Origin of the sequence: Streptomyces sp. NPDC059917 (genome assembly GCF_042730635.1) — a bacterium.
GTDB lineage: Bacteria > Actinomycetota > Actinomycetes > Streptomycetales > Streptomycetaceae > Streptomyces.
The window spans coordinates 64829-91327 of record NZ_JBHWLC010000009.1; the positions used below are offsets into that span (position 1 = coordinate 64829).

25 protein-coding genes and 1 pseudogene are annotated in these 26499 nt (G+C 71.2%); 14 read left to right on the plus strand and 12 right to left on the minus strand.

The features are described 5' to 3' along the window. The first annotated feature begins 44 nt into the window (after positions 1–44). From ACFWAR_RS07985 to ACFWAR_RS08020, 8 genes are all read left to right on the plus strand, one after another. Positions 45–293, plus strand: coding sequence for a F0F1 ATP synthase subunit C (locus ACFWAR_RS07985; RefSeq protein ID WP_351762174.1), 249 nt, complete (start codon positions 45–47; stop codon positions 291–293). Between the two features lie 41 nt (positions 294–334). Further along, on the plus strand, positions 335–880 hold the full coding sequence (locus ACFWAR_RS07990; RefSeq protein ID WP_385774273.1) for a F0F1 ATP synthase subunit B: 546 nt from the start codon (positions 335–337) through the stop codon (positions 878–880). Further along, positions 877–1692 carry a F0F1 ATP synthase subunit delta gene (locus ACFWAR_RS07995; protein ID WP_385774275.1) on the plus strand — a complete coding sequence of 272 codons (816 nt, stop codon included), beginning with the start codon at positions 877–879 and terminating at the stop codon, positions 1690–1692. Before ACFWAR_RS07990 ends, ACFWAR_RS07995 begins: the two co-directional genes overlap by 4 nt. 129 nt (positions 1693–1821) lie before the next feature. After that, complete coding sequence (atpA, locus tag ACFWAR_RS08000) at positions 1822–3417, plus strand: F0F1 ATP synthase subunit alpha (RefSeq protein WP_354382865.1); 1596 nt, start codon at positions 1822–1824, stop codon at positions 3415–3417. A 20-nt stretch (positions 3418–3437) separates the two neighbouring features. Continuing rightward, complete coding sequence (locus tag ACFWAR_RS08005; protein WP_354382866.1) at positions 3438–4355, plus strand: F0F1 ATP synthase subunit gamma; 918 nt, start codon at positions 3438–3440, stop codon at positions 4353–4355. Further along, positions 4355–5794 (plus strand): F0F1 ATP synthase subunit beta, encoded by a 1440-nt coding sequence (atpD, locus tag ACFWAR_RS08010; protein ID WP_354382867.1) that lies wholly within the window; start codon positions 4355–4357, stop codon positions 5792–5794. Before ACFWAR_RS08005 ends, atpD begins: the two co-directional genes overlap by 1 nt. A gap of 129 nt (positions 5795–5923) precedes the next feature. Further along, positions 5924–6298, plus strand: a complete 375-nt coding sequence (locus ACFWAR_RS08015) for a F0F1 ATP synthase subunit epsilon (RefSeq protein ID WP_385774278.1) — start codon at positions 5924–5926, stop codon at positions 6296–6298. Positions 6299–6425: 127 nt separating this feature from the next. Further along, positions 6426–6872 carry a DUF2550 domain-containing protein gene (locus ACFWAR_RS08020; protein WP_385774280.1) on the plus strand — a complete coding sequence of 149 codons (447 nt, stop codon included), beginning with the start codon at positions 6426–6428 and terminating at the stop codon, positions 6870–6872. Positions 6873–6965: 93 nt separating this feature from the next. Here the strand turns inward: ACFWAR_RS08020 and ACFWAR_RS08025 are convergent, their stop codons facing one another. The 3 genes from ACFWAR_RS08025 to ACFWAR_RS08035 form a co-directional block, all read right to left on the minus strand. Next, positions 6966–8930: a glycosyl hydrolase family 18 protein gene (locus ACFWAR_RS08025; protein ID WP_385774282.1), complete on the minus strand. Its 1965-nt coding sequence runs from the start codon at positions 8928–8930 to the stop codon at positions 6966–6968. A gap of 90 nt (positions 8931–9020) precedes the next feature. Further along, positions 9021–9689, minus strand: a complete 669-nt coding sequence (locus ACFWAR_RS08030) for a response regulator (protein ID WP_385774284.1) — start codon at positions 9687–9689, stop codon at positions 9021–9023. After that, a complete protein-coding gene (locus tag ACFWAR_RS08035) occupies positions 9686–10903 on the minus strand; it encodes a sensor histidine kinase (protein WP_385774286.1) in 1218 nt (405 codons plus the stop codon). The genes ACFWAR_RS08030 and ACFWAR_RS08035 overlap by 4 nt, the downstream gene beginning before the upstream one ends. 158 nt (positions 10904–11061) lie before the next feature. On the opposite strand from ACFWAR_RS08035, the gene ACFWAR_RS08040 reads away from it, so the two are divergent. Beyond that, a complete protein-coding gene (locus ACFWAR_RS08040; protein WP_385774288.1) occupies positions 11062–11640 on the plus strand; it encodes a hypothetical protein in 579 nt (192 codons plus the stop codon). Here the strand turns inward: ACFWAR_RS08040 and ACFWAR_RS08045 are convergent. After that, positions 11637–12209, minus strand: coding sequence for a cob(I)yrinic acid a,c-diamide adenosyltransferase (locus ACFWAR_RS08045; RefSeq protein ID WP_385774290.1), 573 nt, complete (start codon positions 12207–12209; stop codon positions 11637–11639). The two genes, ACFWAR_RS08040 and ACFWAR_RS08045, sit on opposite strands and share 4 nt — an antisense overlap. Before the next feature lie 191 nt (positions 12210–12400). Here ACFWAR_RS08045 and ACFWAR_RS08050 point away from each other — a divergent pair, with 191 nt between their 5' ends. The 3 genes from ACFWAR_RS08050 (at position 12401) to ACFWAR_RS08060 (ending at position 16369) form a co-directional block, all read left to right on the plus strand. Continuing rightward, positions 12401–13249, plus strand: a complete 849-nt coding sequence (locus tag ACFWAR_RS08050) for a 3-hydroxyacyl-CoA dehydrogenase family protein (protein WP_354382874.1) — start codon at positions 12401–12403, stop codon at positions 13247–13249. A 215-nt stretch (positions 13250–13464) separates the two neighbouring features. Further along, complete coding sequence (locus tag ACFWAR_RS08055; protein ID WP_283448577.1) at positions 13465–13788, plus strand: STAS domain-containing protein; 324 nt, start codon at positions 13465–13467, stop codon at positions 13786–13788. 265 nt (positions 13789–14053) lie between these two features. Further along, complete coding sequence (locus tag ACFWAR_RS08060) at positions 14054–16369, plus strand: ATP-binding protein (protein WP_385774293.1); 2316 nt, start codon at positions 14054–14056, stop codon at positions 16367–16369. 109 nt (positions 16370–16478) lie between these two features. Here the strand turns inward: ACFWAR_RS08060 and nucS are convergent, their stop codons facing one another. Next, positions 16479–17150, minus strand: coding sequence for an endonuclease NucS (gene nucS, locus ACFWAR_RS08065; protein ID WP_385774295.1), 672 nt, complete (start codon positions 17148–17150; stop codon positions 16479–16481). 220 nt (positions 17151–17370) lie between these two features. Here nucS and ACFWAR_RS08070 point away from each other — a divergent pair, with 220 nt between their 5' ends. Then, positions 17371–17763, plus strand: coding sequence for an SCO5389 family protein (locus ACFWAR_RS08070; RefSeq protein ID WP_354382878.1), 393 nt, complete (start codon positions 17371–17373; stop codon positions 17761–17763). Positions 17764–17835: 72 nt separating this feature from the next. Here ACFWAR_RS08070 and ACFWAR_RS08075 read toward each other — a convergent pair whose 3' ends face one another. Then, complete coding sequence (locus ACFWAR_RS08075; protein ID WP_385774297.1) at positions 17836–18882, minus strand: LLM class flavin-dependent oxidoreductase; 1047 nt, start codon at positions 18880–18882, stop codon at positions 17836–17838. 220 nt (positions 18883–19102) lie between these two features. On the opposite strand from ACFWAR_RS08075, the gene ACFWAR_RS08080 reads away from it, so the two are divergent. Next, a complete protein-coding gene (locus ACFWAR_RS08080; RefSeq protein WP_385774299.1) occupies positions 19103–19447 on the plus strand; it encodes an ATP/GTP-binding protein in 345 nt (114 codons plus the stop codon). A gap of 13 nt (positions 19448–19460) precedes the next feature. Here ACFWAR_RS08080 and ACFWAR_RS08085 read toward each other — a convergent pair whose 3' ends face one another. The 6 genes and pseudogenes from ACFWAR_RS08085 to ACFWAR_RS08110 form a co-directional block, all read right to left on the minus strand. Next, a complete protein-coding gene (locus ACFWAR_RS08085; protein WP_385774301.1) occupies positions 19461–20315 on the minus strand; it encodes an ABC transporter permease in 855 nt (284 codons plus the stop codon). Next, positions 20312–21499, minus strand: coding sequence for an ABC transporter ATP-binding protein (locus ACFWAR_RS08090; RefSeq protein WP_385774303.1), 1188 nt, complete (start codon positions 21497–21499; stop codon positions 20312–20314). Before ACFWAR_RS08090 ends, ACFWAR_RS08085 begins: the two co-directional genes overlap by 4 nt. Before the next feature lie 207 nt (positions 21500–21706). After that, the gene (locus tag ACFWAR_RS08095; protein ID WP_385774305.1) at positions 21707–22486 is read right to left on the minus strand and encodes an ABC transporter permease; all 780 of its coding nucleotides are present in this window, start codon (positions 22484–22486) and stop codon (positions 21707–21709) included. Positions 22487–22488: 2 nt separating this feature from the next. Then, positions 22489–23556: an ABC transporter ATP-binding protein gene (locus tag ACFWAR_RS08100; protein ID WP_385774307.1), complete on the minus strand. Its 1068-nt coding sequence runs from the start codon at positions 23554–23556 to the stop codon at positions 22489–22491. Between the two features lie 147 nt (positions 23557–23703). Continuing rightward, positions 23704–24642, minus strand: coding sequence for a cellulose-binding protein (locus tag ACFWAR_RS08105; RefSeq protein WP_330332681.1), 939 nt, complete (start codon positions 24640–24642; stop codon positions 23704–23706). Between the two features lie 194 nt (positions 24643–24836). Beyond that, positions 24837–26499: pseudogene (locus ACFWAR_RS08110) on the minus strand (hypothetical protein); the annotation flags it as partial.

Genomic DNA, 26499 nt, shown 5'->3' on the forward strand with positions numbered 1-26499 from the left:
GTGGCCAACCCCCACCGGCACGTGAAACAGAAGGAAGAAACGGCATGTCTGCTCTCGAGACCCTCGCTGCGGTCAACCTCCAGGGCAACCTCGGAGCGATCGGCTACGGCCTCGCCGCGATCGGCCCCGGCGTCGGCGTCGGCATCATCTTCGGTAACGGTACCCAGGCTCTGGCCCGCCAGCCCGAGGCCGCCGGCCTCATCCGCCAGAACCAGATCCTCGGCTTCGTCCTCTGTGAGGCGCTCGCCCTGATCGGTCTCGTCATGGGCTTCGTCTACCCGGTCCCTTCTTGATCTCTCGCGACTGAGAAACATTTTCGACGGAAGGCACTGATGTGATCGCCCTGGTACCGCTGGCAGCCGAGGAGATTCAGAATCCCCTCGTCCCGCCGATCCCCGAGCTCGTCATCGGTCTGATCGCCTTCGTCATCGTCTTCGGCGTCCTCGCGAAGAAGCTCCTCCCGAACATCAACAAGGTTCTGGAACAGCGTCGCGAGGCCATCGAAGGCGGTATCGAGAAGGCCGAGTCGGCCCAGACCGAGGCCCAGAGCGTGCTGGAGCAGTACAGGGCTCAGCTCGCCGAGGCCCGGCACGAGGCTGCCCGCCTGCGCCAGGACGCGCTGGAGCAGGGCACTGCGCTCAAGGAAGAACTGCGCGCAGAGGGCCAGCGGCAGCGTGAGGAGATCATCGCTGCCGGCCACGCCCAGATTGAGGCCGACCGCAAGGCCGCGTCTCAGGCGCTGCGTCAGGACGTGGGCAAGCTCGCCACCGACCTGGCCGGCAAGCTCGTCGGCGAGTCCCTCGAGGACCACGCCCGACAGAGCCGCACGATCGACCGCTTCCTCGGCGAGCTCGAGGAGAAGGCCGAGGCTGCCCGATGAACGGAGCGAGCCGCGAGGCTCTGGCCGCCGCACGCGAGCGTCTCGACGCGCTGACGGACAACACGTCCGTCGACGTGGCGAACCTCGCCGGTGAGCTGGCTGCCGTCACCGCGATGCTCGACCGTGAGGTCTCGCTGCGTCGGGTCATCACGGACCCGGCGCAGGCCGGCGAGGCCAAGGCCGAGCTGGTGGGTCGTCTGCTGAACGGCCAGGTGGGCGGGGAGACCCTCGACCTGGTGTCCGGCATGGTCCGCTCGCGCTGGTCGCGGCCGCGTGACCTGGTGGACGCGCTGGAGGAGCTGGCGGACACCGCCGAGCTCACCGGTGCACACCGGTCCGGCGCGCTCGACGACGTCGAGGACGAGCTGTTCCGCTTCGGCCGGATCGTCGCATCGAGCACCGAGCTGCGCGCCGCGCTGACCGACCGTACGGCCCCCGGTTCCGCCAAGGGTGCGCTGCTCGCCAGCCTCCTCGGTGGCAAGGCCAACCCGGTCAGCGAGCGTCTGGTCGCGCGCCTCGTCACGCACCCGCGTGGCCGCAGCCTGGAAGCGGGACTGGAGTCCCTCTCCAAGCTCGCAGCCGAGCGCCGCAGCCGCATGGTCGCCACGGTGACCTCCGCGGTTCCGCTCAGCGACGTGCAGAAGCAGCGCCTCGGCGCCGTCCTGGCCAAGCTGTACGGCCGCCAGATGCACCTGAACCTCGACGTGGACCCCACGGTCCTCGGCGGGATCGTGGTGCGGGTCGGCGACGAGGTCATCGACGGCACCATCGCGGACCGCCTCAGCGAGGCGACCCGCCGCATGGCCGGCTGACCGGCCACCCAACACAAGAAGCATTTCCAGCGGCCCGGTTGGGCCGTGCAGAACTTGCAGAAGATTCCTGGGGGTCGCCCCCAGACCCCTAAGAAGCTTCAGGCCCAACAAGGAGAGCAGGGAACCCAGATGGCGGAGCTCACGATCCGGCCGGAGGAGATCCGGGACGCACTGGAGAACTTTGTCCAGTCGTACCAGCCGGACGCGGCCTCGCGCGAGGAGGTCGGAACGGTCAGCGTTGCCGGCGACGGCATCGCGAAGGTGGAGGGTCTTCCCTCCGCCATGGCGAACGAGCTGCTGAAGTTCGAGGATGGCACCCTCGGTCTCGCCCTCAACCTCGAGGAGCGGGAGATCGGTGCGGTCGTCCTCGGCGAGTTCAGCGGTATCGAGGAGGGCCAGTCGGTGCAGCGCACCGGCGAGGTGCTCTCCGTCGGCGTAGGCGAGGGCTACCTCGGCCGCGTTGTCGACCCGCTCGGCAACCCGATCGACGGCCTCGGCGAGATCGCGACCGAGGGCCGCCGCGCCCTCGAGCTGCAGGCCCCCGGCGTCATGGTCCGCAAGTCGGTCCACGAGCCGATGCAGACCGGCTACAAGGCCATCGACGCGATGGTGCCGATCGGCCGTGGTCAGCGTCAGCTGGTCATCGGTGACCGTCAGACCGGCAAGACCGCTCTGGCCGTCGACACGATCATCAACCAGCGCGACAACTGGCGCTCGGGCGACGTGAACAAGCAGGTCCGCTGCATCTACGTCGCCATCGGCCAGAAGGGCTCGACCATCGCGTCCGTTCGCGGCGCCCTGGAAGAGGCCGGCGCGCTCGAGTACACGACGATCGTCGCCGCCCCGGCGTCCGACCCGGCCGGCTTCAAGTACCTGGCGCCGTACACCGGTTCCGCCATCGGTCAGCACTGGATGTACGCCGGCAAGCACGTCCTGATCATCTTCGACGACCTGTCGAAGCAGGCCGACGCCTACCGCGCCGTGTCGCTGCTGCTGCGCCGTCCGCCGGGCCGCGAGGCCTACCCGGGCGACGTCTTCTACTTGCACTCGCGTCTGCTGGAGCGCTGCGCGAAGCTCTCCGACGACATGGGTGCCGGTTCGATGACCGGTCTGCCGATCGTCGAGACCAAGGCGAACGACGTGTCGGCGTTCATCCCGACCAACGTCATCTCCATCACCGACGGCCAGTGCTTCCTGGAGTCCGACCTGTTCAACGCGGGCCAGCGCCCGGCGCTGAACGTCGGTATCTCGGTCTCCCGCGTCGGTGGTTCGGCCCAGCACAAGGCCATGCGCCAGGTGTCCGGCCGTCTGCGTCTGGACCTCGCCCAGTACCGTGAGCTGGAGGCGTTCGCCGCCTTCGGTTCCGACCTGGACGCCGCCTCGAAGGCTTCGCTGGAGCGCGGCAAGCGCCTGGTCGAGCTGCTGAAGCAGGGCCAGTACCAGCCGATGCCCGTCGAGGAGCAGGTCGTCTCCGTCTGGGCCGGTACCACCGGCAAGATGGACGACGTCCCGGTCAACGACATCCGTCGCTTCGAGTCGGAGCTGCTGGAGCACCTGCGCCGCGAGCGCAAGGACCTCCTCACCTCCATCGCCGATGGCGCCAAGATGTCGGACGACACCCTGACGGCGATCGCCGACGCCATCGCCAGCTTCAAGCTGCAGTTCGAGACCTCGGACGGCAAGCTCCTGGGCGAGGACGCGCCGGCCGTCAACGTCTCCAAGTGACGACGGAAGGGACCTGACTCATGGGAGCGCAGCTCCGGGTCTACAAGCGTCGCATCCGTGCCGTCACGGCGACCAAGAAGATCACCAAGGCGATGGAAATGATCGCCGCCTCGCGCATCGTCAAGGCGCAGCGCAAGGTGGCGGCATCGATGCCGTACGCGACCGAGCTCACCCGTGCGGTGACCGCGGTGGCGACCGGCTCGAACACCAAGCACGCCCTGACCACCGAGGTCGAGGCGCCGGTCCGCGCCGCGGTCCTGCTCATCACGAGCGACCGCGGTCTGGCCGGCGGCTACTCCTCGAACGCCCTCAAGCAGGCGGAGCGGCTCACCGAGCGGCTCCGCGGCGAGGGCAAGGAGGTCGACACCTACATCGTCGGCCGTAAGGGTGTCGCCTACTTCGGGTTCCGCGAGCGCAAGGTCGCGGATTCGTGGACCGGCTTCACCGACAGCCCGGCCTACGCCGACGCCAAGCGCGTCGCGGCGCCGCTGATCGAAGCCATCCAGGCCGACACGGCCGAGGGTGGCGTCGACGAGCTGCACATCGTCTACACGGAGTTCGTGTCGATGATGACGCAGAACGCGGTCGACGGCCGGATGCTGCCGCTCAGCCTCGACAAGGCTGCGGAGAAGGACGGGGCGAAGGGCGAGATCCTTCCGCTGTTCGACTTCGAGCCGTCGGCGGAGGACGTCCTCGACGCCCTGCTGCCGCGCTACGTCGAGAGCCGCATCTACAACGCACTGCTGCAGTCGGCCGCTTCCGAGCACGCCGCCCGCCGCCGCGCGATGAAGTCGGCGACCGACAACGCCGGGGATCTCATCAAGAGCCTCTCCCGGCTTGCCAACGCGGCCCGCCAGGCCGAAATCACCCAGGAAATCAGCGAGATCGTCGGTGGCGCCAGCGCCATGGCAGACGCGACCGCGGGGAGTGACAAGTAATGACGACCATTGAGACGGCCGCCGCCACGGGCCGCGTCGCCCGGGTCATCGGCCCGGTCGTCGACGTGGAGTTCCCCGTCGACGCCATGCCCGAGATCTACAACGCCCTCAAGGTCCAGGTCGCCGACCCGGCCGAGGACGGCGCACTGAAGACGCTGACCCTGGAAGTCGCCCAGCACCTGGGTGACGGCGTGGTCCGCACCATCTCCATGCAGCCCACCGACGGTCTGGTCCGCCAGGCCCCGGTGGTCAACACGGGCGAGGGCATCACCGTCCCCGTCGGTGACTTCACCAAGGGCAAGGTGTTCAACACCCTCGGTGAGGTGCTGAACTACCCGGAGGAGAACGCCAACGTCACCGAGCGCTGGCCGATCCACCGCAAGGCGCCCAACTTCGACGAGCTCGAGTCGAAGACGGAGATGTTCGAGACCGGCGTCAAGGTCATCGACCTCCTCACCCCGTACGTCAAGGGTGGAAAGATCGGTCTGTTCGGTGGTGCCGGTGTCGGCAAGACCGTTCTGATCCAGGAAATGATCTACCGCGTCGCCAACAACCACGACGGTGTGTCGGTCTTCGCGGGCGTCGGTGAGCGTACCCGTGAGGGCAACGACCTCATCGAGGAAATGGCCGACTCGGGCGTCATCGACAAGACGGCCCTCGTCTTCGGCCAGATGGACGAGCCCCCGGGCACCCGTCTGCGCGTCGCCCTGGCGGGTCTGACCATGGCGGAGTACTTCCGCGATGTGCAGAAGCAGGACGTGCTCTTCTTCATCGACAACATCTTCCGTTACACCCAGGCCGGTTCGGAGGTGTCGACCCTTCTCGGTCGCATGCCGTCCGCCGTGGGTTACCAGCCGAACCTGGCTGACGAGATGGGTCTGCTGCAGGAGCGCATCACCTCGACCCGTGGTCACTCGATCACCTCGATGCAGGCGATCTACGTCCCCGCGGACGACCTGACCGACCCGGCTCCGGCCACCACCTTCGCCCACCTCGACGCGACGACGGTTCTTTCCCGTCCGATCTCCGAGAAGGGCATCTACCCGGCCGTGGACCCGCTGGACTCGACGTCCCGCATCCTCGACCCGCGGTACATCGCGGCGGACCACTACGCCACGGCGATGCGCGTCAAGGGGATCCTGCAGAAGTACAAGGACCTCCAGGACATCATCGCGATCCTCGGTATCGACGAGCTGGGCGAAGAGGACAAGCTCGTCGTCCACCGTGCCCGTCGCGTCGAGCGCTTCCTGTCGCAGAACACCCACGTCGCCAAGCAGTTCACCGGCGTGGACGGTTCGGACGTTCCGCTGGAAGAGTCGATCACGGCGTTCAACGCGATCTGCGACGGCGACTACGACCACTTCCCCGAGCAGGCGTTCTTCCTGTGCGGTGGCATTGAGGACCTCAAGGCCAACGCCAAGGAGCTGGGCGTCTCCTGAAGCCGGGCTCCTCGTGAGCACAGCTGATCGACGGTAGGGGGGCGGGTGCGTCCCGTCCCCCTCCGCACGCCCATTAGAATTTGACCCAACACCCGGCCTTCCCGCCGGGTGGTGACCCGAGGAGCCACCTTGGCTGCTGAGCTGCACGTCGAGCTGGTCGCGGCGGACCGTAGTGTCTGGTCCGGCGAGGCCACCCTGGTCGTTGCCCGCACCACGTCCGGCGACATCGGCGTCATGCCCGGTCACCAGCCGCTTCTCGGTGTGCTGGAATCGGGCCCGGTGACCATCCGCACCAGCGACGGCGGTACCGTCGTCGCCGCGGTGCACGGCGGTTTCATCTCGTTCGCGGACAACAAGTTGTCCCTGCTGGCCGAGATCGCCGAGCTGGCCGACGAGATCGACGTCGAGCGTGCGGAGCGGGCACTGGAGCGCGCGAAGACGGAGGCCGACAGTGCCTCCGAGCGTCGTGCCGATGTCCGGCTGCGCGCGGTGACGGGGGCCTGACCCCCCACCGCAGAGTGTGCGTCCTCAGCCGCGGCCCGTTCCGGAATTTTCCGGACCGGGTCGCGGCTGAGGCGATGCGGGTCCGTTTTTGGTTTTCCGAATTCGATGAGCGAGGAGGTCGGTGAAGATGCTCCTCGCTCTGCTTGTGAGCGGCCTGGTCGTAGCCCTGGTGGTGATCGGGCTCTTTGTCTTCGGGCTGCGTCGGCGGCTCATCCAGCGTTCCGGCGGCACCTTCGACTGCAGCGTGCGCTGGGGCGTGTCCGACGCCCCCGACGTGTCCGGCAAGGGCTGGGTGTACGGGGTCGCGCGCTACGGCGGTGACCGGATCGAGTGGTTCCGGGTGTTCTCGTACTCCCCGCGACCGCGCCGGGTGCTGGAACGTTCCGCGATCGAGGTGCTGGCCCGTCGCGCCCCCGAGGGCGAGGAGGAGCTGGCGCTGCTCTCCGACGCCATCGTGCTCGGTGCCCGCCACCGCGAGGACCGACTGGAGCTGGCGATGAGCGAGGACGCGCTCACCGGCTTCCTGGCCTGGCTGGAGGCGGCGCCCCCCGGGCAGAGGGTGAACGTGGCGTAGCGGCGCCCCCGTCCGATCGTGCCCGCGGCACGAAGGAGCCGGGGAACGGGGGGCGGACCCCGTTCCCCGGCTCTTTCGCCGCTACCGGCGGCGCTACTTCAGGCCGCTGTCGATCGCGGTGAGCAGCTCGCCGTTGCTGGTGTCACCGCTGAACTCCCAGAAGAACGCGCCGCGCAGGCCCTGGGCCTTCACGTAGCCCATCTTCCCGGCGATGGTGGCCGGGGTGTCGTAGCTCCACCAGTTGCTGCCGCACTTGGCGTAGGCGGTGCCCGCGATGGTGCCGGTGGACGGGCAGCTGTTCTTGAGGATCTTGTAGTCCTCGATGCCCTGCTCGTAGGTGCCGGGCGCCGGGCCGGTGGCGGTGCCGCCGGGGGCGTCCTGGGTGACGCCGGTCCAGCCGCGTCCGTAGAACCCGATGCCGAGGTTCAGCTTGTTGGCCGGGATGCCCTTGGACTTGTACTTCTGGATGGCCGCGTCGCTGTTGAAGCCGGCGATCGGGATGCCGTTGTACGAGGTGAGCGGAGAGTGCGGGGCGGTCGGGCCCTTGGCGTCCCAGCCGCCGAAGAAGTCGTAGGTCATCACGTTGTACCAGTCGACGTACGGGGCGGCCGCGCCGTAGTCGGCGAGGTCCAGCTTGCCGCCGTTCGAGCCGTCGGCCGTGACGGCCGCGGTGACCAGGTTGTTCGCGCCGAACTTGGCGCGCAGGGCGGAGAGCAGGTTCTTCAGGGAGGCGGCGCCGCTGGTGTCGCAGGACAGCCCGCAGGCGTTCGGGTACTCCCAGTCGATGTCGATGCCGTCGAAGACGTCGGCCCAGCGCGGGTCCTCGACCAGGCTGTAGCAGGAGTCGGCGAAGGCGGTGGGGTTGGCCGCGGCCTGGCCGAAGCCGCCGGACCAGGTCCAGCCGCCGAAGGACCACAGGATCTTGATGTTCGGGTACTTCTTCTTCAGCTGGCGCAGCTGGTTGAAGTTGCCGGCGACGGGCTGGTCCCAGGTGTCGGCGACGCCGGAGACGCTGCTGCCCGCGTCGTAGGTCTTCTGGTAGTCGGCGTAGGCGTCACCGATCTGGCACTTGCCGCCGGTCACGTTGCCGAAGGCGTAGTTGATGTGGGTCAGCTTGCTCGCCGAGCCCGAGGTGACGATGTTCTTCACGTGGTAGTTGCGCTGGTAGACGCCCCAGTTGGTGAAGTAGCCCAGCTGCACCGTGGAGCCGCCGGGGCCCGGGCCGGGGCCCGTGTCCCCGCCCGTGGTGGTGACCGTCACGGTGCCCGAGGAGGGGCCGGTCTGGTCGATGGTGTCGCGGGCGGTGACGCTGTACCCGTACGTCGTGCCCTTGGTCAGGCCCGTGTCGGTGTAGCTGGTGCCCGTGACGGTCGCGATCTTGGCGGAGCCGCGGTAGACGTCGTAGTTCTTGACGCCCTTGTCGTCGGTGGCCGGGGTCCAGCTCAGGCTCACCGAGGTGTCGCCCACCGAGCCGGCCGTGGGGGTGCCGGGAGCGGAGGGCGGGGCGTCGGCCGGGGGCGTGGTGCCGCCGTCACAGGAGCCGCCGTTGATCTTGCAGCCGCTGGGTGCGCCCGCGCCCGCGCCGTTGAAGCCGAAGCTGACGCTGGCGCCGGGGGCGAGGGTGCCGTTCCAGCCGACGTTCTTGCCGGTCCAGTGGGTGCCGGAGCTGGTGACGGTGGCGTCCCAGGCCGAGGTCACCGAGGTGCCGGCCGGGTAGTCCCACTCGACGGTCCAGCTGCTCAGCGAGGTGGTGCCGGTGTTCTTCACCGTCCACTTGCCCTCGAAGCCCGTGCCCCAGTCGGAGACCTTGGTGTAGGTCGCCGTCGCGGAGGTCGCGGCCTGGGCCGTGCCCGCGAGGCCGACGAGCCCGGCGAGGGGAAGGGCGATGGCGGCCACGGTCGCGGCGAGTCTGCGCAGCAGCCGGTTGCGGGGTGGGGGTGCCGGTCGTGACGCGTGTGCTGTGCTCAAGGGTGCTCCTCCGAAGGTCCGCCGGAGTCGCTGGCGTCGACTCCCGGCATGGGGGTGGGACCTGCGCCGCCCGTGAGCACGCTTCGTCATGCACGCTCACCACAGTGTTGCGGTGAGATTAGAAAGGTCTGGACCAACCGTCAAGAGGTCCAGACCTTCGCTCCAGCTCCGCACAAGAATTCAGTGCGCGATGCCCAACTCCTGTGCCAGTACAGCGGCTTGGACCCGGCTGCGCAGCTCCAGCTTGCCCAGGAGCCGGCTCACGTGGGTCTTCACCGTGGCCTCGGCCATCTCCAACCGCGCCGCGATCTCCGCATTCGAGAGCCCCCCGCCCAGGCACCCGAGCACCTCCCGCTCCCGCCGCGTCAGCGACTCCAGCGCCGCCGCCGTCGCCTGGGGGACCGGCGGGCGCGCGGCCGTCGGAGCCGCGAACTCCGCGATCAGGCGCCGGGTGACCGCCGGCGAGATCAGGCCCTCCCCGCGCGCGATCGTCCGGACCGCCTCGACCAGTTCCCGGGCCTCCGCGTTCTTCAGCAAGAACCCCGCCGCGCCCGCGCGCAGCGCCCCGAAGACGTACTCGTCCAGGTCGAAGGTGGTCAGGACGAGGACGTCCGCCAGCCCCTCGGCGACCACCTGGCGGGTGGCCGAGACCCCGTCGAGCCGGGGCATCTGCACGTCCATGAGCACCACGTCCGGCCGCAGCTCGCGGGCCAGGCGCACCGCCTCCTGCCCGTCCGCCGCCTCGCCGGCCACCTCGATGTCGCCCGCGCTGCGCAGGATCAGCACCAGGCCCGCCCGCACCGCGCTCTGGTCCTCGGCCACCAACACCCGGATGGGTCGCCCCGTCATCGCTCCGTCGCCCTCTCCTCGGCGGGCAGGACCGCCCGCACCTCCCACATCGTGCCCGCCGCCCCGGCGGCGCCGCCGGGGCCCGCCGTGAAGCTGCCGCCCAGCAGCTCCGCCCGCTCGCGCATCCCGACCAGCCCGGCACCGGACCCGGGCGCGCGCGGCCCGGTCGGCCGACCCGCGTGCGGCGAGTCCACGCCCACCCGCAGCAGGGCGTCGCAGCGGCTCACCCGGACCGTGACGGTGCCGGGGGAGGCGTGCTTGACCGCGTTCGTCAGGGACTCCTGGACGATCCGGTACGCCGCCAGCTCCACCGGCGCGGGCAGCGGGGCGTCCCCGTCCGCGCCCGGTGCCCGCTCGTCGCGCAGGACGAAGTCGAGGCCGCTCGGGGAGCCGTTCGTACGGGCCTGCTCGACCAGGGCCTCCAGCGCGTCCAGGGAGGGCACCGCGACGGCCTCCGTCTCCGCCCCGGCGGCGCGCAGTAGTCCGATCAACCGACGCATTTCGGCCAACCCCTGGACGCTGTTCTCCCGGATCACCCCGAGGGCCTCGCGGCTGGTCCCGGGGGAGTCGATGGAGAGCGCGGCGGTCGAGTGGATGGCGATCGCCGACAGGTGGTTGGCGACCATGTCGTGCAGCTCGCGGGCCATCCGCGCACGCTCGGCGACCACCGCCTGACTACGGTCCATCTCGGCCAGCAGCGCCGTCTGCTCGGCCCGCAGCCGCGCCGCCACCGCGGCCTCGCGGTGGTTGCGCAGGGTGGCCCCGGTGAGCGCGGGGGCGAAGCAGACCAGGCCCGTGACCGCGCCGATGAGCAGGGACTGCGGGGTGCGCAGCCAGGCCACGGCGGCGATGGTGACGACGACGGTGATCAGGCCGGTCTGGACCGGAAGCCGCCGGGCCATGGCCGGCTTGCCGTAGACCACGGCGGCGTACATCAGGTCGGTGAAGATCACCACGGTGGCCAGGGAACCCACCGTGAACTGGTCCGCGATGATCCCGACGGTGCCGACGCAGAGGGCCGTGCGGGGGTGCGAGCGGCGCACCAGCTCCAAGGCGCCCAGGCACACGAGCGGCACCAGGGTGGCCCACTTGGGCAGCAGGTGGGCGGCGGCGTTGGTGTGCACGCCGAGTGCCCAGAGCAGGACGCCCACGGCCACGCCGATCACGCAGAGCAGCACGTCGTCGCGGTGCGGGCGGGGGATCTTCGGGGTCACGGTCCCATCCAACACGGTCTCCCGGCCCCCGGCCTCGGCGGCGGGTCGGAGGTCCACTACACCGAAGGATGCAGTCGCGGTTCGTCACCGGCGACGACGCGCGGGGGTGCGGCGGCCGCGACGCTGGAGGAGAGGACGACAAGGAAAGGAGTGTCCCCGTGTTGGTCACCCTGGTCATCGCCTGCGAAATCGGGTTCTGGGTCCTGCTGGCCGTCGGGCTGACGCTGCGCTACGTGGCCAAAATGCCCCGGCTCGGTGCGGCGGTGCTGCTCTGCGAGCCGCTGCTGGAACTGGTGCTGCTCGTCGCCACCGTCGTGGACCTCGGCCGGGGCGGCGAGCCGTCCTGGAGCCACGGCCTGGCCGCCCTCTACATCGGGTACACGGTCGGATTCGGCCACTACACCGTGAAGTGGCTCGACGGCCACGCGGCCCACCGCTTCGGTGGCGGCCCCAAGCCCCCCGGCCCCGGCTACGGCAAGGACCGCGCCCGGCACGAGTGGAAGCTCTGGCTGCGCACGCTCGTGGCGGCGGCCGTCGCCCTCGGGCTGCTCCAGCTCGGGGTCTGGTACGTGGGTGACGCGGCGGCGGCCGCGCCGCTGCGCGACTGGCAGGCCGCCGCGCTGCGGGTGGCCGGGATCCACGGGCTGATCGCCGCGACCTACACCCTCTTCCCGCGCCGGGCCCCGGCCGCCGATCGGGCCGGGGCCGAGCGGGAACGCGTGCGAAACGGGCGTTAGCGGTCGCCGCCCGGGACCCACAGCACGTCCCCGACCTCCTTGTTGGCCGTCCGCGCCAGGATGAACAGGAGGTCGGAGAGCCGGTTGAGGTAGGTGGCGGTGAGCGGGTTCATCGACTCGCCGTGCGCCTCCAGGGCCGCCCAGGTGGAGCGTTCCGCGCGCCGGACCACGGTGCACGCCTGGTGCAGCAGGGCCGCGCCGGGGGTGCCGCCGGGCAGGATGAAGCTGCGCAGCTTCTCCAGCTCCTCGTTGAAGGCGTCGCAGTCCGCCTCCAGCTTGTCGACGTAGAACTGCTCCACCCGCAGCGGCGGGTACTCCGGGGCCTCCACCACCGGCGTGCACAGGTCCGCGCCCACGTCGAAGAGGTCGTTCTGCACCCGGACCAGCACCTTGACGACGCCCTCGGAGAGCGCCCCGAGCGCGATCGCCGTCCCGATGGCCGCGTTGGCCTCGTTGGCGTCGGCGTACGCGGAAATCCGCAGGTCGGTCTTGGCCGTCCGGCTCATGTCGCCGAGGGCGGTCGTGCCCTTGTCGCCGGTCCGGGTGTAGATGCGCGTGAGGTTCACCATGCGGTCAGCCTAGTTCGGGTCAACTGCGCGCCCCCGCCGCAGTGCTGGGCCGTCCCGGTGTGATGTCCGTCATCTGAGACGTGACGCGTGTTACTTCCCGGTCATCGGACCCGTCCCGCCCGCTACTCTCCGCCGGAGAGGCTACGAGACCGGGCCGACACTGGGCCGTATGGAAGAACGTGGGGTGTGAAGTGGCTGGGAAGCTCGCCGTCATCGGTGCCGGACTCATGGGTTCGGGGATCGCGCAGGTCTCCGCACAGGCGGGTTGGGACGTCGTCCTGCGCGATGTGACGGACGCCGCGCTCACCCGCGGCACCGACGGGATCAAGGCCTCGTACGACCGGTTCGTCGCCAAGGGCAAGCTGAGCGCCGAGGACGCCGAAGCGGCGCTGGCGCGCATCACCACGAGCACCGACCTCGACGCGGTCGCCGACGCCGACATCGTCGTCGAGGCCGTCTTCGAGAAGCTCGAGGTCAAGCACGAGATCTTCCGGGCGCTCGACAAGCTCGTGCGCGAGGACGCGATCCTCGCCTCCAACACCTCCGCCATCCCGATCACGAAGATCGCGGCCGTGACGGAGCGTCCGGAGCGGGTCGTGGGCGCGCACTTCTTCTCGCCCGTCCCGATGATGCAGCTGTGCGAGCTGGTGCGCGGCTACAAGACGAGTGACGAGACCCTCGCCACCACGCGCGCCTTCGCCGAGTCCGTCGGCAAGACCTGCATCGTCGTCAACCGCGACGTCGCCGGCTTCGTGACGACGCGTCTGATCTCGGCGCTCGTCGTCGAGGCCGCGAAGCTGTACGAATCGGGCGTGGCCTCCGCCGAGGACATCGACATCGCCTGCAAGCTGGGCTTCGGTCACGCCATGGGCCCGCTGGCCACGGCGGACCTGACGGGCGTGGACATCCTGCTCCACGCCACCAGCAACATCTACACGGAGTCCCAGGACGAGAAGTTCGCGCCGCCGGAGCTGATGCGCCGGATGGTGGACGCGGGGGACATCGGCCGCAAGAGCGGGCAGGGCTTCTACAAGCACTGAGCACGGCCGCTGCGTGGACCCCCGCCGAAGGGGTAGGCGCGCAGCACACGCAGTCAGGGGCGACACCGTTCGAATGCCCTCACCCGTCGGGGTGAATTAGGTATCGGTTCGCTCACGGTCGGCAACTTCCCTGCCCGCGCGGCAGTCAGTTGCAGTGAGAGTTGCCGACCACGGCCCCATCGGATCACACGAACGCCGCACTGCCGGGAGCACACATGCACATCAGGGGCGACCACGCCGAACTCGCTGTCGGGGGCCGCCTCGACGTGCGCAGCGCGGCGGACGCCCGTACGGCCTTCCACACCGCGCTCGACGACGGCGTCGGAGACCTCGTGCTCGATCTGACCGGTCTCGACTCCTGGGACGCGACCGGGCTGGGCGTCATCATGGGCGCCCACCGGCGGGCCGGGCGGACCGGACGGCGTCTCGTGCTGCGGGGCGTGCCGCCGCAGATGCAGCGGTTGCTCGTGGCGACCCGGCTGCACCGGATCCTCGCGATCGAGGGCGGACTTGAAGCGGAGTCGCTTCCGCGGGTGTGAGGCGCCGGGTCCGCGGCGGGGACCGCTCGTCCTGCCGGGGCGCTCCTGCCCGTCCCCGCCCCGACCGCTGTCGGCGTCGGAAACCGGTGGCGTCGAATGGGGCGTGCGGGGATGAAACGTAACGGTCCGGGCGTGATGGCACCCCTGTGGTTCCCGGACGGGCGATCACGGTCTAGGGTTCGGGCGAAACCGGACCAGTAGCGGCAGCGGCGTGTGCGAAGGCCGGGCGGGACGACGGCGCACGACGCGATCGGGGGACTTGGTCATGGACCGCACTCAGGGGCAACCCACTTCGGACGATGCCACGACTCCGGGGGGCGGGCCCGCACGGGTCGTGCGGCTCAGCGTCGGTGAGTACGTGCTGACCGTCAATCCCGTCGACGGCAGCGAGATCGAGGCCCGAAGGCCCGGCGTTGATGCGGAGGCGGGCGCTCCGGAGCGGCGCGAGAAGGCCTCGCGGGAGGCCCTGGACGCCGCCGCGCGGCCTCCCGTGCCGCCGGGGCCCCCGGTGGTCGCCCTGCCGCTGCTGGAGCGGGAGGAGGAGCGTGAGCGGCTCGTCCGGTTGCTCGGACGCGGACGTTCCGTACGGCTCACCGGGCCCGCGGGATCGGGCCGCACCGCACTCCTCGACGCGGTCGCCGGCGACTGCGAGGACCTCGCCCCCGACGGGGTCGTCCGCCTCTGCGGGCACCGGCAGAACCCCACGGAGCTGCTGTACGCGCTCTATTCGACCGTCTACGCGCCCTCGGAGGACTTCCCCGAGCGCCCCGCCCGCACCGAACTGCTCCGGTACGTCGGCCAGATCGGCGCCGTCGTGCTGCTCGACGACCTCGACTTCGGCGGCAGCGCGCTGGAGGAACTCCTGCGCGCCACTCCCGAATGCGCCTGGCTGCTGGCCGCGACCCCGGACACCCCCGCGCCCTCGGACCGTTCGCACCTGGAGGAGGTCTTCCTCGGCGGGCTGGGCCGGGCCGCGTGCGTGGAACTCCTCGAACTCGCCGTCGGGCGGCCGTTGACCGAGCTGGAGAGCGCCTGGGCGGGGGACCTGCGCTTCGCCTCCGAAGGGCTCGCGCTGCGCTTCGTCCAGGCGGGCGGCCTGCTGCGGCAGCGCGACGAGATGAACCGCAGCGGCGAGGACGGCGACGGGGAGGAGCCGGGGGTCTTCGAGGAGCGCCCCCGCGACGCCGCGCTCGTCCCCTTGCCGACGCTCGCCGAGGGCGCCGCCCCGGCCGAGCTGTTGGTCTCGCGGATCAGCGAGTCGGCCCGGGCCGCCCTGCGCTTCGCCGTCGCGCTCGACGAGGAGATGCCGCACCCCGCGCACCTGCCCGCCCTGGTGGGCGACACCCACGCGGACGCGGCGGTCGGGGAGCTGCTCTCGTGCGGGCTGCTGACCGCGGCGGGCAGCCGCTACCGGCTGGCCGCCGGGGTGGGCCGCCAACTCGCCGAATCCGGTTTCGGCGCCTCCGGCGAGGCGCTGACGGCGGCCCGGCACTACGCCTGGTGGACCGGCCACGCCTCGGTGACGCCGCAGCGGGTGGCGGCCGAGGGCGACGCGGTGCTCGCGGCCCTGGCCGGCGCCGACGTGGTGGCGGCCGTCCTGCTGGCCCGCACGGCCGCGCCCGCCTTCGCCGCCTCCCTGCACTGGGGTGCGTGGGAGCGGGTGCTGCGGGCCGGGGCCGAAGCCGCCCGGACGGCGGGGGAGGTGGCCGAGCAGGCGTACTTCCACCACGAACTCGGCGTCCTCGCGCTGTGCGGCGGCCGCCTCGACCGGGCCCGCGCCGAGCTGGAGACCTCCAACGGGCTGCGCGGCGCCCTCGCCGACAAGCGCGGCACGGTGGCCGGCCGCAGGGCGCTGGCCCTGGTCACGGACCGGGAGAAGGCGGGCCCGGACGCCTCGCCCCCGCTGCGCCTGGAGGCCCCCGCCCCGCCCGGGTCCGAGGCGCAGACCCAGGCGTTCCCGCTGGTGCGCGTCGCGCCGGTGCCCGCGGTGCCCCCGGCGGCCTCCTTCGAGGAGACCTTCCCGCTGGACGCGAAGCCGCCGGCCGGGCCCGTGACCGTACGCGTGCCGGTGACCCGGCCCGCGCGGGACGCGGGACCGCAGTGGCACCGCCGCCCCGCGGCCCTGGCGGCGGGCGGCGTCCTCGCGGTGCTGGCCCTGGGCACGGCGGTGAGCTTCGCGATCTCGTCCAGCGACGCCTCCGCCCCGCAGGCTCCGGGCGGCTCGCCGGTCCCCTCGTCCGCGCCCGACGCCAGCGGGAACGATCCTGCACCCGCTCCCGCGGGCCCCGGCACCTCGTCGTCCGCGTCCGCGCCCGCCACCGCCGGCCCCTCGTCCCCGGGCGCCACGACCCCGGCGCCCTCCGGCTCGGCCTCGACCCCGGCGCCCGGGGGCGGCCCCTCGCGCCACCCGGTCACCAAGCCCCCGTCGGGCCCGGCCTCGCCCCCGGCGTCGTCCCCGGCCGGGTCCACGCCCCCGGCGTCCCCGCCCGTCTCCCCCTCGACCTCCACCTCGCCGACCGCCCCGGTCACCCCGACGACCACCACCACGACCCAGCTCTCGCCGCCCGCCGCCACTCCCTGAGGCGGCCGACGCGCACGCGCGAGCGCCCCCTCCCGCCGACGGCGGGAGGGGGCGCTCGGGTACGAACCGGGGTGGAACGGGACCGGCGCGGGACCGGATCAGGTCAAGATCAGAAGAGCCGCAGTTTGTCGTCCTCGATGCCGCGCATCGCGTTGTAGTCGAGGATCACGCACTCCATGCCGCGGTCCGTCGCCAGCACGCGCGCCTGGGGCTTGATCTCCTGGGCCGCGTAGACGCCGCGGACCGGCGCGAGGTGCGGGTCGCGGTTCAGCAGCTCCAGGTAGCGGGTCAGCTGTTCCACGCCGTCGATCTCGCCGCGCCGCTTGATCTCGACGGCCACCGTCGCGCCCGAGGCGTCGCGGCAGAGGATGTCCACCGGCCCGATCGCCGTCATGTATTCGCGCCGGATCAGCGTGAAGCCCTCGCCGAGGGTGTCGATCCGGTCCGCCAGGAGCTCCTGGAGGTGGGCCTCGACGCCGTCCTTGATCAGGCCCGGGTCCACGCCCAGCTCGTGGGAGGAGTCGTGGAGGACTTCCTCCATCGTGATGATGAGCTTCTCGCCCGCCTTGTTGACGACGGTCCAGACACCCGCGTCGTCCCCGCTCCCCTCCTTGAGGGTGCAGGGCGGGGACATCCAGTTGAGCGGTTTGTACGCCCGGTCGTCCGCGTGGATCGAGACACTGCCGTCGGCCTTCACGAGGATCAGACGGGGTGCCGAGGGCAGATGGGCGGTGAGCCGGCCCGCGTAATCGACGGAGCAGCGGGCAATGACGAGACGCATGGTCGGCAACGCTACTCGACCGACCCGCCTCCACGCGATTCGCCCCCGAAAGCCCCGTTCGCCGATGGCGCGTTGTATGCGCATTCTCCTGGTGCGGTACCCACCGGGCGCCTACCGTGGTGAGCGGGAGGTCGCCGTACGTGCACGCTGCGTCGCGGTTTCCCTTCCCTGCCCGTAAGACTCCGGTCACCAAACGGCCGGGGTCGCGAGAGGAGAACCCATGTCGCTCGACGTCTCACCGGCCCTACTTGAACAGGCCGAGCGAGGCGAGGTCGACGAAGCCGCTTTCGTCGACTGCGTCCGGACCTCCCTGCCTTTCGCGTGGGAGATGATCAGCTCGCTGGTGGCCCAACTGAAGGTTGACGGCGGCGAGTTCGCCGACAACCAGACGCCGCCGCCCAACGAGCAGGCGCGCGGCCAGCTGCTGCGCGCACTCGCGAGCGATGCGATACGAGGTGCGCTGCAGCGGCACTTCGGAGTGCGCCTCGCGTTCCAGAACTGCCACCGTGTGGCGGTGTTCCCGCTGGACTCCTCGGCGGATGACCGGCTGGCCAAGTTCACGTCCATCAGGGGCCAGCTGCTCAACCAGTCGCCGGAACTGCGGGACTGCTAGTGACGTGAGCCTTCGCTGCCGCTCCGTATCGCGGGAGGTGCGACTGATACCGGAGCGGCAGCCACAGTCGGGTCAGCCCAGCAGGGGCAGGACCTCGAAGCCCAGCCGACGCACGTTCTCCTCGGTGCCCGCGAGATCGCCGCAGCCCTCCGTCATCAGGGCGAAGCGGGTGATGCCGGTGCGCTCGGAGGTGGCCGCCAGCCGGTCCGCCGCCAGCTCGGGCGTGCCCACGGGATGCAGCTCGCACAGCAGTTCCGTGTACGCGACCGGGTCCCGCATCGCGCGGACCCGACCGTCCACCGTCACGTGCGCGTCCAGCCCCTGTTTCAACCACCCGGGCATCGCCTTGAGCAGGGCCTCGCGCGCGTCCGTCGTGCGGTCCGCGAGCTGGCAGACCCCGGCGGAGACGTGCCCCGCGGCCAGCACCCGCTCGCGCGGGTGTCCGGCGGCGAGCGCCGCCTCCCGCCACAGGGCCACCATCCCCGCCTTGTCCTCGTCCCCGCTGTGCATGCCGAGCAGCATCGGCAGCAACCGCTCCGCGGCCAGGCGCACCGAGGCGGGGGAGGTGCAGGCGACGATCACTTCCGGTCCACCGCCGTCCTCGTCCGCGTCCAGGGATTCCGACGGGCGCGGTACGACGGCCACCTCGCGGAAGCCGTACCGCTCCCCGGGACCCGGGGGCACCCCCACGCTCGGCTCGGTCAGCCACCGCCGCAGCAGGTCCAGGGCCGCCGGGAAGCCGTGCTCGTACGCCTCCAGGCCGCCGCCGAACACCTCCAGGTCCACCCAGGGCCCGCCGCGACCCACCCCGAGGGTGAACCTGCCGCCCGAGGTGAGGTGCAGGAGGGCGGCCTGCTCCCCGAGCGCCACCGGATGTGCGTTCGGCAGCACGCTCACCGCCGTCCCCACCCGCAGCCGCCGGGTCCGCCCCAGCAGCAGGGCCGCCAGGGTCACGGCCGAGGGGCACACCCCGTACGGGACGAAGTGGTGCTCGGCCAGCCAGACCGAGTCCAGCCCCGCCTCCTCGGCCACTTCCGCGGTCCGCACCGCCCTGTGCAGGGCCTCGCCCGACCCCTGGCCGGGGAACTGGGCCCCCAGTACAAACGCTCCTACGCGCATCGCCTTCTCCTCCTCGCGGCTGACGCGGCCTCCCCAGGTGGACCGGCTCAGTGAGACACCGTCTGTTGGCAACAACGTCTGACACGTGCCAAAGGCACGGCCTGACAGGAAAGTTATTGGGATTGTCGGGGAATCGTCTTCGGCCACCCTGCGGGTACCCCGGCCCGCTGCGCGTAGTCTGGAGAAAAGTCCTGTCCGTCCGCCGATCCGTGAGGTATACGTGTCACCGCGCCACAACCGCCCGCGAGGCGGCGAGAACCCAGCCGAGCGACCGGACGCGGACTCGGGCCGGGGCCCGGGGCCCGAGCGGTTCGGCCTGGAGCGCACGGAGGAGTACCAGGGCGAGGAGTGGACGATCCGGCACGTCGCCGGCGCGAGCACCATCGGCAAGCGCTACCGCTGCCCCGGCTGCGACCAGGAGATCCCCTCGGGCACCCCGCACCTGGTCGCCTGGCCCGAGTACGGCGGCGTGGACGACCGCAGGCACTGGCACAAGGCCTGCTGGAACGCGAAGGACCGCCGCACCTCGCGGGTGCAGCGGTCCCGTAACGCCCCCAAGTACTGACCCGGGCCCCGGTTCACACGTCGCGGCGCCGGACCGCCAGGTACGAGGCGCCCACCGTGGCGCCGGTCACCAGGACGAGCAGCACCAGCTGGAGCACCTTGCTCGGCAGGTTGCTGCCGTCCGCCCCGTCCGGCATGCCGAAGAGCTGCATCATGGCGACCAGGGCGTTGTAGTCGAGGACGAGCCGTCCCAGGCCCGAGGACGCCGGCCAGATGCTGAGCATGCCCCCTATCACCGGCGGCAGCGTCACCACGCCGATCATCACCGCGATCGCCCCGGCGGAGTGCCGCACCAGCGTGCCGACGGCGAGCGAGAGCACCCCGAGCAGGGTCACGTACAGGCTCACCAGCAGCCCCGAGAGCCAGGCGGAGGCGTTGTCGTGCGGACCGGAGGCGGGACCGCCGTGCACCATGGCCGTCGTGATCCCGACCAGGAAGATCGAGCCGAGCACGGTGACGAAGGCGACCGCGCTGAAGACGAGGTACTTCGCGGTGAGCACCCGGTGCCGGTCGGGCGCGGCGGCGAAGGTGGTCCGGGCCAGCCCGGTGCCGTACTCGGAGGTGATCGTCAGCACCCCGAGCACGATCACCGAGAGCTGTCCGACCAGCAGGCCGAACAGCGCGGGCGCGATGTACGGCATGTTCTTGTAGTTCTCGTCGGTGGTCTGCGACACGAAGGCCAGCCCGACCCCGACGACGGTCACGACCAGGGAGCCGATCGTCCACATCGTGGAGCGGACCGAGATCATCTTGGTCCACTCCGAGGCCACCGCGTGACCGAGGTGCGGGCGCGGCGTGGGCAGGGGGGCGGTGTTGCCCGCCGGGCCCGGCCGCGGTGCCCGCTGCTGCGTGCTGGTCGGCGGGGTCATCGGGAGTCCTCGGGGTTGTTCGGCACGGTCCGGGCGAGGTCGGCGGGGCTGCTCGGCATCAGGAAGGACGCGGTGGCCGGGGCGGGCCCGGCCGCGGCGGCATCGGGCGCGGGATCCGGCGCCGCGGGCCCGGTGCGCGCGGGCGCGCCCCCGGCGCCGGGGGCCGCGGGCGCGTACCAACCGTCGTGGGGGACGACCGGCGCGGCCTCCTCCTCCCAGGCGGGCACGGTCAGCGGCTCCGGTTCGAAGAGCTCGGCCCGCGGGTCGTCGGTGGAGGTGTACTCGACCGCGGCGTGGGTCATCCGCATGTAGGCCTCCTCCAGCGAGGCCTTGTGCGGCGACAGCTCCCACAGCCGTACGCCGCTCCCGTGCGCGAGGTCGGAGATGCGCGGCAGCTCCAGCCCGGTCACCCGCAGTGCGCCGTCCGGCTCCTGGAGGACGCGTCCGCCCGCCCCGGTGAGGATCTCGGAGAGGGTCCCCCGGTCGCCGGGGGCGTCCTCGGAGGTGCGGACCCGAGCGAATCCGGCCGAGTTGTGCGTGATGAACTCCTGCACGCCCATGTCGGCCAGCAGCCGCCCGCGCCCGATCACGATCAGGTGGTCGGCGGTCAGGGCCATCTCGCTCATCAGGTGCGAGGAGACGAAGACGGTGCGGCCCTCGGCGGCCAGCTGCCGCATGAGGTTGCGGACCCAGAGGATCCCCTCGGGGTCGAGGCCGTTGACCGGCTCGTCGAAGAGCAGCACCTGCGGGTCGCCGAGCAGGGCCGCCGCGATCCCGAGCCGCTGGCCCATGCCGAGCGAGAAGCCCTTGGTGCGCTGGCGGGCCACGTCCTGGAGGCCGACCACCTGGAGCACCTCGTCCACCCGCTTCTCCGGGATCCCGGAGAGCTGGGCGAGGGCGAGCAGGTGGACCCGGGCCCGGCGGCCGCCGTGGACCGCCTTGGCGTCGAGCAGGGCCCCGACGTTGCGCTGCGCGTTCGCCAGGTCGCGGAAGGGAGCGCCGTTGATCGTGACGTGCCCGGCGGTGGGCCGGTCCAGGCCGAGGATCATGCGCATGGTGGTCGACTTCCCCGACCCGTTGGGCCCCAGGAAACCGGTCACGTGACCCGGCCTGACCTGGAAGGAGAGCTGGTCGACCGCGGTCTTCGCGCCGAAGCGCTTGGTCAGGCCGACTGCCTCGATCATTCCGTGTCCCTCGCCAGGCCGGCGGGATTCGCCCGCGTAAGGCTTAAGAGGATATCGAGGCTCGTACGGTTCCACCCCCGGCCGATCCCTGAGGTACCCCTGAGATGCGACCCGGGGCCGCCCCTGAGAAGGGACGGCCCCGGTAGTGGATCAGGCCCGGGACCAGGCCGGAGAGCAGCCGTGGATCAGGTGTGGATCAGGCGTGGATCAGGCGTCGCGGTGCTTGAGGACGAAGTAGCCGCCGAGCACGGCGGCCAGCACCCACAGCGCCATGATGCCGAAGCCGCCCCAGGGGCCGTACGACGCCGTGGCGCTGTCCATGCCGCCCGGCACCACCTGCATGATCTTGGAGCCGGCCTGGTCGGGGAAGTACTGCGCGACCTTGCGGGTCGCGCTGACCGCGCCGAGGATCGGCGAGACCAGGAAGAAGAACGGCATCAGGATGCCGAGCGAGAGCATCGAGCTGCGCAGGATGGTGGCCACGCCCATCGAGAACAGCGCGGTCAGCGCCATGTAGAGCCCGGCGCCGATGACCGCGCGCAGGACGTCCTTCTCGCCGATGCCGATGCTGTGGCTGCCCAGGATGGCCTGGCCGAGGAAGAAGGACAGGAAGCTCGTCAGCAGCCCCACGATCAGGGCGAGCCCGGTGGCGGCGGTGAGCTTGGCGAGCAGGAAGTTCGCCCGGCCCGGCACGGCGGCCAGCGAGGTGCGGATCATGCCCGTGCTGTATTCGCTGCCGACCACCAGGACGCCGAAGACGATCATGGCGAGCTGGCCGAGGGTCATCCCGGCGAAGCTGGCCACCGTCGGGTCGAAGGTGAGCTGCTGGGCCTGGTCCATGTCCTTGAAGGTCGCGTTGAAGACCGCGCACAGGCCGGCGCTGACGCCGACGGTGACGACCAGCGCGGCGATCAGGGTCCAGATGGTGGAGGAGACCGTGCGGATCTTGGTCCACTCGGACTGGAGGACGGCGGGGAAGGAAGCCATGGTCACTTGCCGCCCTTGCGCTGCGCGTCGAAGCCGGCGCCCCAGGCGGGGACGTCGGCGGGTCGGGCCGGGTTGTCGTCGGGAACCCCGGGTCCGCCGGGAACCCCGGGGCCGCCGGGGCCCGCGTGGTGTCCGGGGCCGATGGGGTGTCCGGGGGCGCCGGACGAGTGGGCGTGGTATTCGACCGAGTCGGCCGTCATGCGCATGAACGCTTCTTCCAAGGAGGCCCGCTGCGGGCTGAGTTCGTGCAGCACGATCTGGTGCTGGGCGGCGAGCTCACCGAGCTGCTCGGAGCCGGCCCCGTCGATCTCCAGCGAGCCGGTGCCCGGGACGTCGATCGCCGTGATGCCCGCCCCGTGCAGCACGTCCTTGAGCCGCTCCTGCTGCGGGGAGCGCAGGCGCACGAAACTGCGCGAGTTCTGCTGGATGAAATCGGCCATCGAGGTGTCGGCGAGCAGCCTGCCCTGGCCGATCACGATCAAATGGTCTGCGGTCAGCGCCATTTCGCTCATCAGGTGGGAAGAAACGAAGATCGTCCTTCCCTCCGAGGCCAGGCCCTTCATGAGATTGCGGATCCAGAGAATTCCTTCGGGGTCCAGACCATTGACGGGTTCGTCGAACATCAGGATTTCCGGATCACCGAGCAGTGCGGAGGCGATTCCCAGCCGCTGGCCCATGCCGAGCGAAAATCCTTTGGACTTCTTCTTCGCGACGGAGGTCAGCCCGACCAGGTCGAGCACCTCGGAGACCCGGCTCGTCGGGATCCGGTTCGACTGTGCGAGGCACAGGAGGTTGTTGTAGGCGCTGCGTCCGCCGTTCATCGCTTTCGCGTCCAGCAGCGCGCCGATGTATTTCAGCGGTTCCGGCAGGTCCCGGTAGTGCTTGCCGTCGATCCTGACCGACCCACTGGTCGGGTTGTCGAGGTCGAGCATCATGCGCATGGTCGTGGACTTGCCCGCCCCGTTGGGGCCGAGGAAGCCGGTCACCACCCCCGGTCTGACCTGGAAGCTGAGGTTGTCCACGGCGGTCTTCGCGCCGAATCGTTTGGTAAGGCCCTCAAGCTCGATCATGCGGCCACGCTAGAACGCCGCAGGGCCTTGCGCCACCTCAAAAGGTGTCACAAGGCCCTGGAACGCGGCATTTCGCTACCAGCGAGTAGCATCCGTCGGATTCAGCCGTTCGGCCTCACCCGGCGCACGCGATGCCGGCGGGGTGCGTCAGCGGCTCTGCTGGGCCGGAACGCCACGGGTGACCGGCTCGTCGTCGATCGGGGAGCCGGCCGCGGCCACCGCCGCACCGGTCAGCGTCGCGAGCATCTCGCGGACGTTGGTCAGCTGCGCGTTGATGGAGTCGCGGCGGTTGGTGAGCGCCGCCAGCTCGCGCTCGGACTCGCTGCGGATGCGGTCCGCCTTGGCGTTGGCGTCGGCGACGATGTCCTCGGCCTGGCGCTGCGCGGTCTCGACGGTCTGCCGGGCGCGGCGCTCGGCGTCCGTGCGGAGCTTCTCGGCCTCCAGGCGCAGCTGCTCCGCCCGGTGCTCGATCTCGGCGAGGCGCTTCTCGGCCTTGGCCTGGCGGCCCGCCAGGTCGCGCTCGGACTGCTCGCGGCGCTTGGCCAGGTTGGTCTCGAAGTCCGCGGCGGCCTGGGCGGCCTTGGCGCGGGTCTCCTCGAAGAGCGCGTCGGCCTCCTCGCGCTTGGAGGCGGCGTCCTTCTGTGCCTCCGAACGCAGGGTGGCCGAGTCGCCCTTGGCCTTCTCGACGATGCGGACGCCCTCGTCCTCCGCCTTCGACTTGCGGTCGGCCGCGAACGACTCGGCGTCGTTGCGCACCTGCTGGGCCGCCGACTCGGCCAGCTCGCGGTGCTGCTCGGCCGCGCGGCGGGCCTCCTCGCGCAGGTCCTTCGCCTCCTCCTCGGCGAGCCGCAGGATCTTCTCGACCCGGGCGCCGAGACCGGCGTACGACGGCTCGGCGTCGTTGACCTGGGCCTGGGCGTTCTGCGTTTCGAGGTGTAGTTCCTCGATCCGCTTCTCCAGGGAGTTGATGCGGGACAGGGCGCTGTCACGGTCGGCGACGATCTTGGTAATGCGGTCGTCCACCTGACCGCGGTCGTAACCACGCCGCACGAGCTCGAAGCCGAAGGGTGAGGAAGTGTCGCTCATGAGGTTCCTGTCGAATGAGACCGATGAGGTGCTACGTGAGGTGTTAAGGGGAATCCTAGGCGCCGGAGCGGCGTGTCATCGAGTCAATCCAGGTTTGATCTGGACAATGACACCCCTTTTGAGTGGCAAGGCGACGGAATGCTTGTCACTCGTACGCCTGAACCTCCATCAGGGGCACACAATTTGTGCGCCGACTAGCCCTCTGACGTCTTCCCACCCGAACGAGTGGAACCGGCCGACGCTCCCGCCTTCACTCCGCCCGAGGCCTGACCACCGACCGCGGGCTTCGCGCCACCTGAAGGCGCCTCGAATGATTCCAACGCCTCAAGCACGTCCTGGACACGGGAGATCTCGGCCTGAATGTCCTCGCGCCTGCGCACCAGGACCTCCAGCTCGCGCCGCCCCTCGTCGACCAGTTGCCCGGCCTCCGCCTGCGCCGCCGACCGGATCCCCTCGGCCTCCCTGACCAGTTCGGCCTTCTTCTGCTCCGCCTCCTTGAGCAACTGCTCGGCCTTGCGGACCGCCGCGATCCGGACCTTGCCCGCCTCGCTGCTCGCGTCCGACACCAGCGCCTTGGCCTTCGCCTCGGCCTCCTGGCCCTGCTCGGTCGCCGCCTTCACCAGCTTGTCCACGCGTTCACCGGCCGAGCGCATCTGCTCGGACGACTCCCGACGGGCGCGCTCGTGCAGCTCCTCGACCTCGGCCTCGACCCGGCCGCGCAGCTCCTCCGCGCGCTCCCTTATGGCCGACGCGTCCGTGCGCGCGCCGACCAGCAGCTCGTCCGCGTCCGTACGGGCCTTCTCCACCGTCGAGTTGCCCTCGACGGTCGCCTCCGAGGTGATCCGCGCGGCCTCCTTGCGGGCCGCGTCGACCATCGCGTCGGCCTGCTCCTCGGCCTGCGTGGTGGCCGCCAGGGCCGCCGCCTGCGCGTCGGACGCGAGCTTGTCCGCCTCCGCCGACGCCTCGGTGATGAGCCGGTCCACCTGCTCCGCGGCCTCGCTGCGGCGCTTGTTGGCCGCCTGCCGGGCCTCGTCCAGCAGCCGCTCCGACTCGGTACGGGCCTGCGCGCGCAGGCGCTCCGCCTCCGCGGCCGCCTCCGCCTTGACCCGCTCCGCGCCGTCCCGGGTCCGGGTCGCGTGCTCCTGCGCCGAAGCCAGCGACTCGGACGCCTCGGCGCGCAGCCGCTCCGCCTCCGTCGCGGCCTCGCCGACCGTCCGCTCGTTGTCCTTGCGGGTCAGCTCCGTGAGGCGGGTCGCCTCCGAGGAGGCCTCGGTGATGAGCCGGTCCGCCTGCTCGGCCGCCTCGGACCGCAGCCGGCCCGCCTCGGCGCGCGCCTCGTCCAGGGTCTGCTCGGACTCCCGCTCCGCCGCGGCCAGCGTCTCCGCCGCGGCCAGCGTGACCCGCTCCGCCTCGGCGGTGGCCTCGCCGATGATCCGGCCGCCCTCCGCGCGGGCGTCGTCCAGGGTCGCGGCCGCCTCGGTGCGCAGCCGCTCCGCTTCGGTGGTGGCCTCGCCGATGAGGTGGTCGGCCTGCTCGGCGGCCTCGGTGCGCAGTCGTCCGGCTTCGGTGCGGGCCTCGTCGAGGGTGCCCGCGGCTTCGGCGCGGGTGGCGTCCGCCGCGGCGGTCGCCTCGGTGGTGAGCCGCTCGGCCTCGGCCGCCGCCTCGCCCACCGTGCGCTCGTTGGCCGCGCGGGTCTCCTCCGCGAGCCGCTCCGCTTCGGTGGTGGCCTCGCCGATGAGGTGGTCGGCCTGCTCGGCCGCTTCGGTGCGCAGTCGTCCGGCTTCGGTGCGGGCCTCGTCGAGGGTGCCCGCGGCTTCGGCGCGGGTGGCGTCCGCCGCGGCGGTCGCCTCGGTGGTG

Bases quoted from the DNA above. Each gene is read 5' to 3' on its own strand.
- ACFWAR_RS07985 (WP_351762174.1), top strand. From the start codon at position 45: ATGTCTGCTCTCGAGACCCTCGCTGCGGTCAACCTCCAGGGCAACCTC.
- ACFWAR_RS07995 (WP_385774275.1), top strand. From the start codon at position 877: ATGAACGGAGCGAGCCGCGAGGCTCTGGCCGCCGCACGCGAGCGTCTC.
- atpA (WP_354382865.1), top strand. From the start codon at position 1,822: ATGGCGGAGCTCACGATCCGGCCGGAGGAGATCCGGGACGCACTGGAG.
- ACFWAR_RS08005 (WP_354382866.1), top strand. From the start codon at position 3,438: ATGGGAGCGCAGCTCCGGGTCTACAAGCGTCGCATCCGTGCCGTCACG.
- atpD (WP_354382867.1), top strand. From the start codon at position 4,355: ATGACGACCATTGAGACGGCCGCCGCCACGGGCCGCGTCGCCCGGGTC.
- ACFWAR_RS08020 (WP_385774280.1), top strand. From the start codon at position 6,426: ATGCTCCTCGCTCTGCTTGTGAGCGGCCTGGTCGTAGCCCTGGTGGTG.
- ACFWAR_RS08025 (WP_385774282.1), bottom strand. From the start codon at position 8,930: ATGACGAAGCGTGCTCACGGGCGGCGCAGGTCCCACCCCCATGCCGGG.
- ACFWAR_RS08030 (WP_385774284.1), bottom strand. From the start codon at position 9,689: ATGACGGGGCGACCCATCCGGGTGTTGGTGGCCGAGGACCAGAGCGCG.
- ACFWAR_RS08045 (WP_385774290.1), bottom strand. From the start codon at position 12,209: ATGGTGAACCTCACGCGCATCTACACCCGGACCGGCGACAAGGGCACG.
- ACFWAR_RS08055 (WP_283448577.1), top strand. From the start codon at position 13,465: ATGCACATCAGGGGCGACCACGCCGAACTCGCTGTCGGGGGCCGCCTC.
- ACFWAR_RS08060 (WP_385774293.1), top strand. From the start codon at position 14,054: ATGGACCGCACTCAGGGGCAACCCACTTCGGACGATGCCACGACTCCG.
- nucS (WP_385774295.1), bottom strand. From the start codon at position 17,150: ATGCGTCTCGTCATTGCCCGCTGCTCCGTCGATTACGCGGGCCGGCTC.
- ACFWAR_RS08070 (WP_354382878.1), top strand. From the start codon at position 17,371: ATGTCGCTCGACGTCTCACCGGCCCTACTTGAACAGGCCGAGCGAGGC.
- ACFWAR_RS08075 (WP_385774297.1), bottom strand. From the start codon at position 18,882: ATGCGCGTAGGAGCGTTTGTACTGGGGGCCCAGTTCCCCGGCCAGGGG.
- ACFWAR_RS08085 (WP_385774301.1), bottom strand. From the start codon at position 20,315: ATGACCCCGCCGACCAGCACGCAGCAGCGGGCACCGCGGCCGGGCCCG.
- ACFWAR_RS08090 (WP_385774303.1), bottom strand. From the start codon at position 21,499: ATGATCGAGGCAGTCGGCCTGACCAAGCGCTTCGGCGCGAAGACCGCG.
- ACFWAR_RS08095 (WP_385774305.1), bottom strand. From the start codon at position 22,486: ATGGCTTCCTTCCCCGCCGTCCTCCAGTCCGAGTGGACCAAGATCCGC.
- ACFWAR_RS08100 (WP_385774307.1), bottom strand. From the start codon at position 23,556: ATGATCGAGCTTGAGGGCCTTACCAAACGATTCGGCGCGAAGACCGCC.
- ACFWAR_RS08105 (WP_330332681.1), bottom strand. From the start codon at position 24,642: ATGAGCGACACTTCCTCACCCTTCGGCTTCGAGCTCGTGCGGCGTGGT.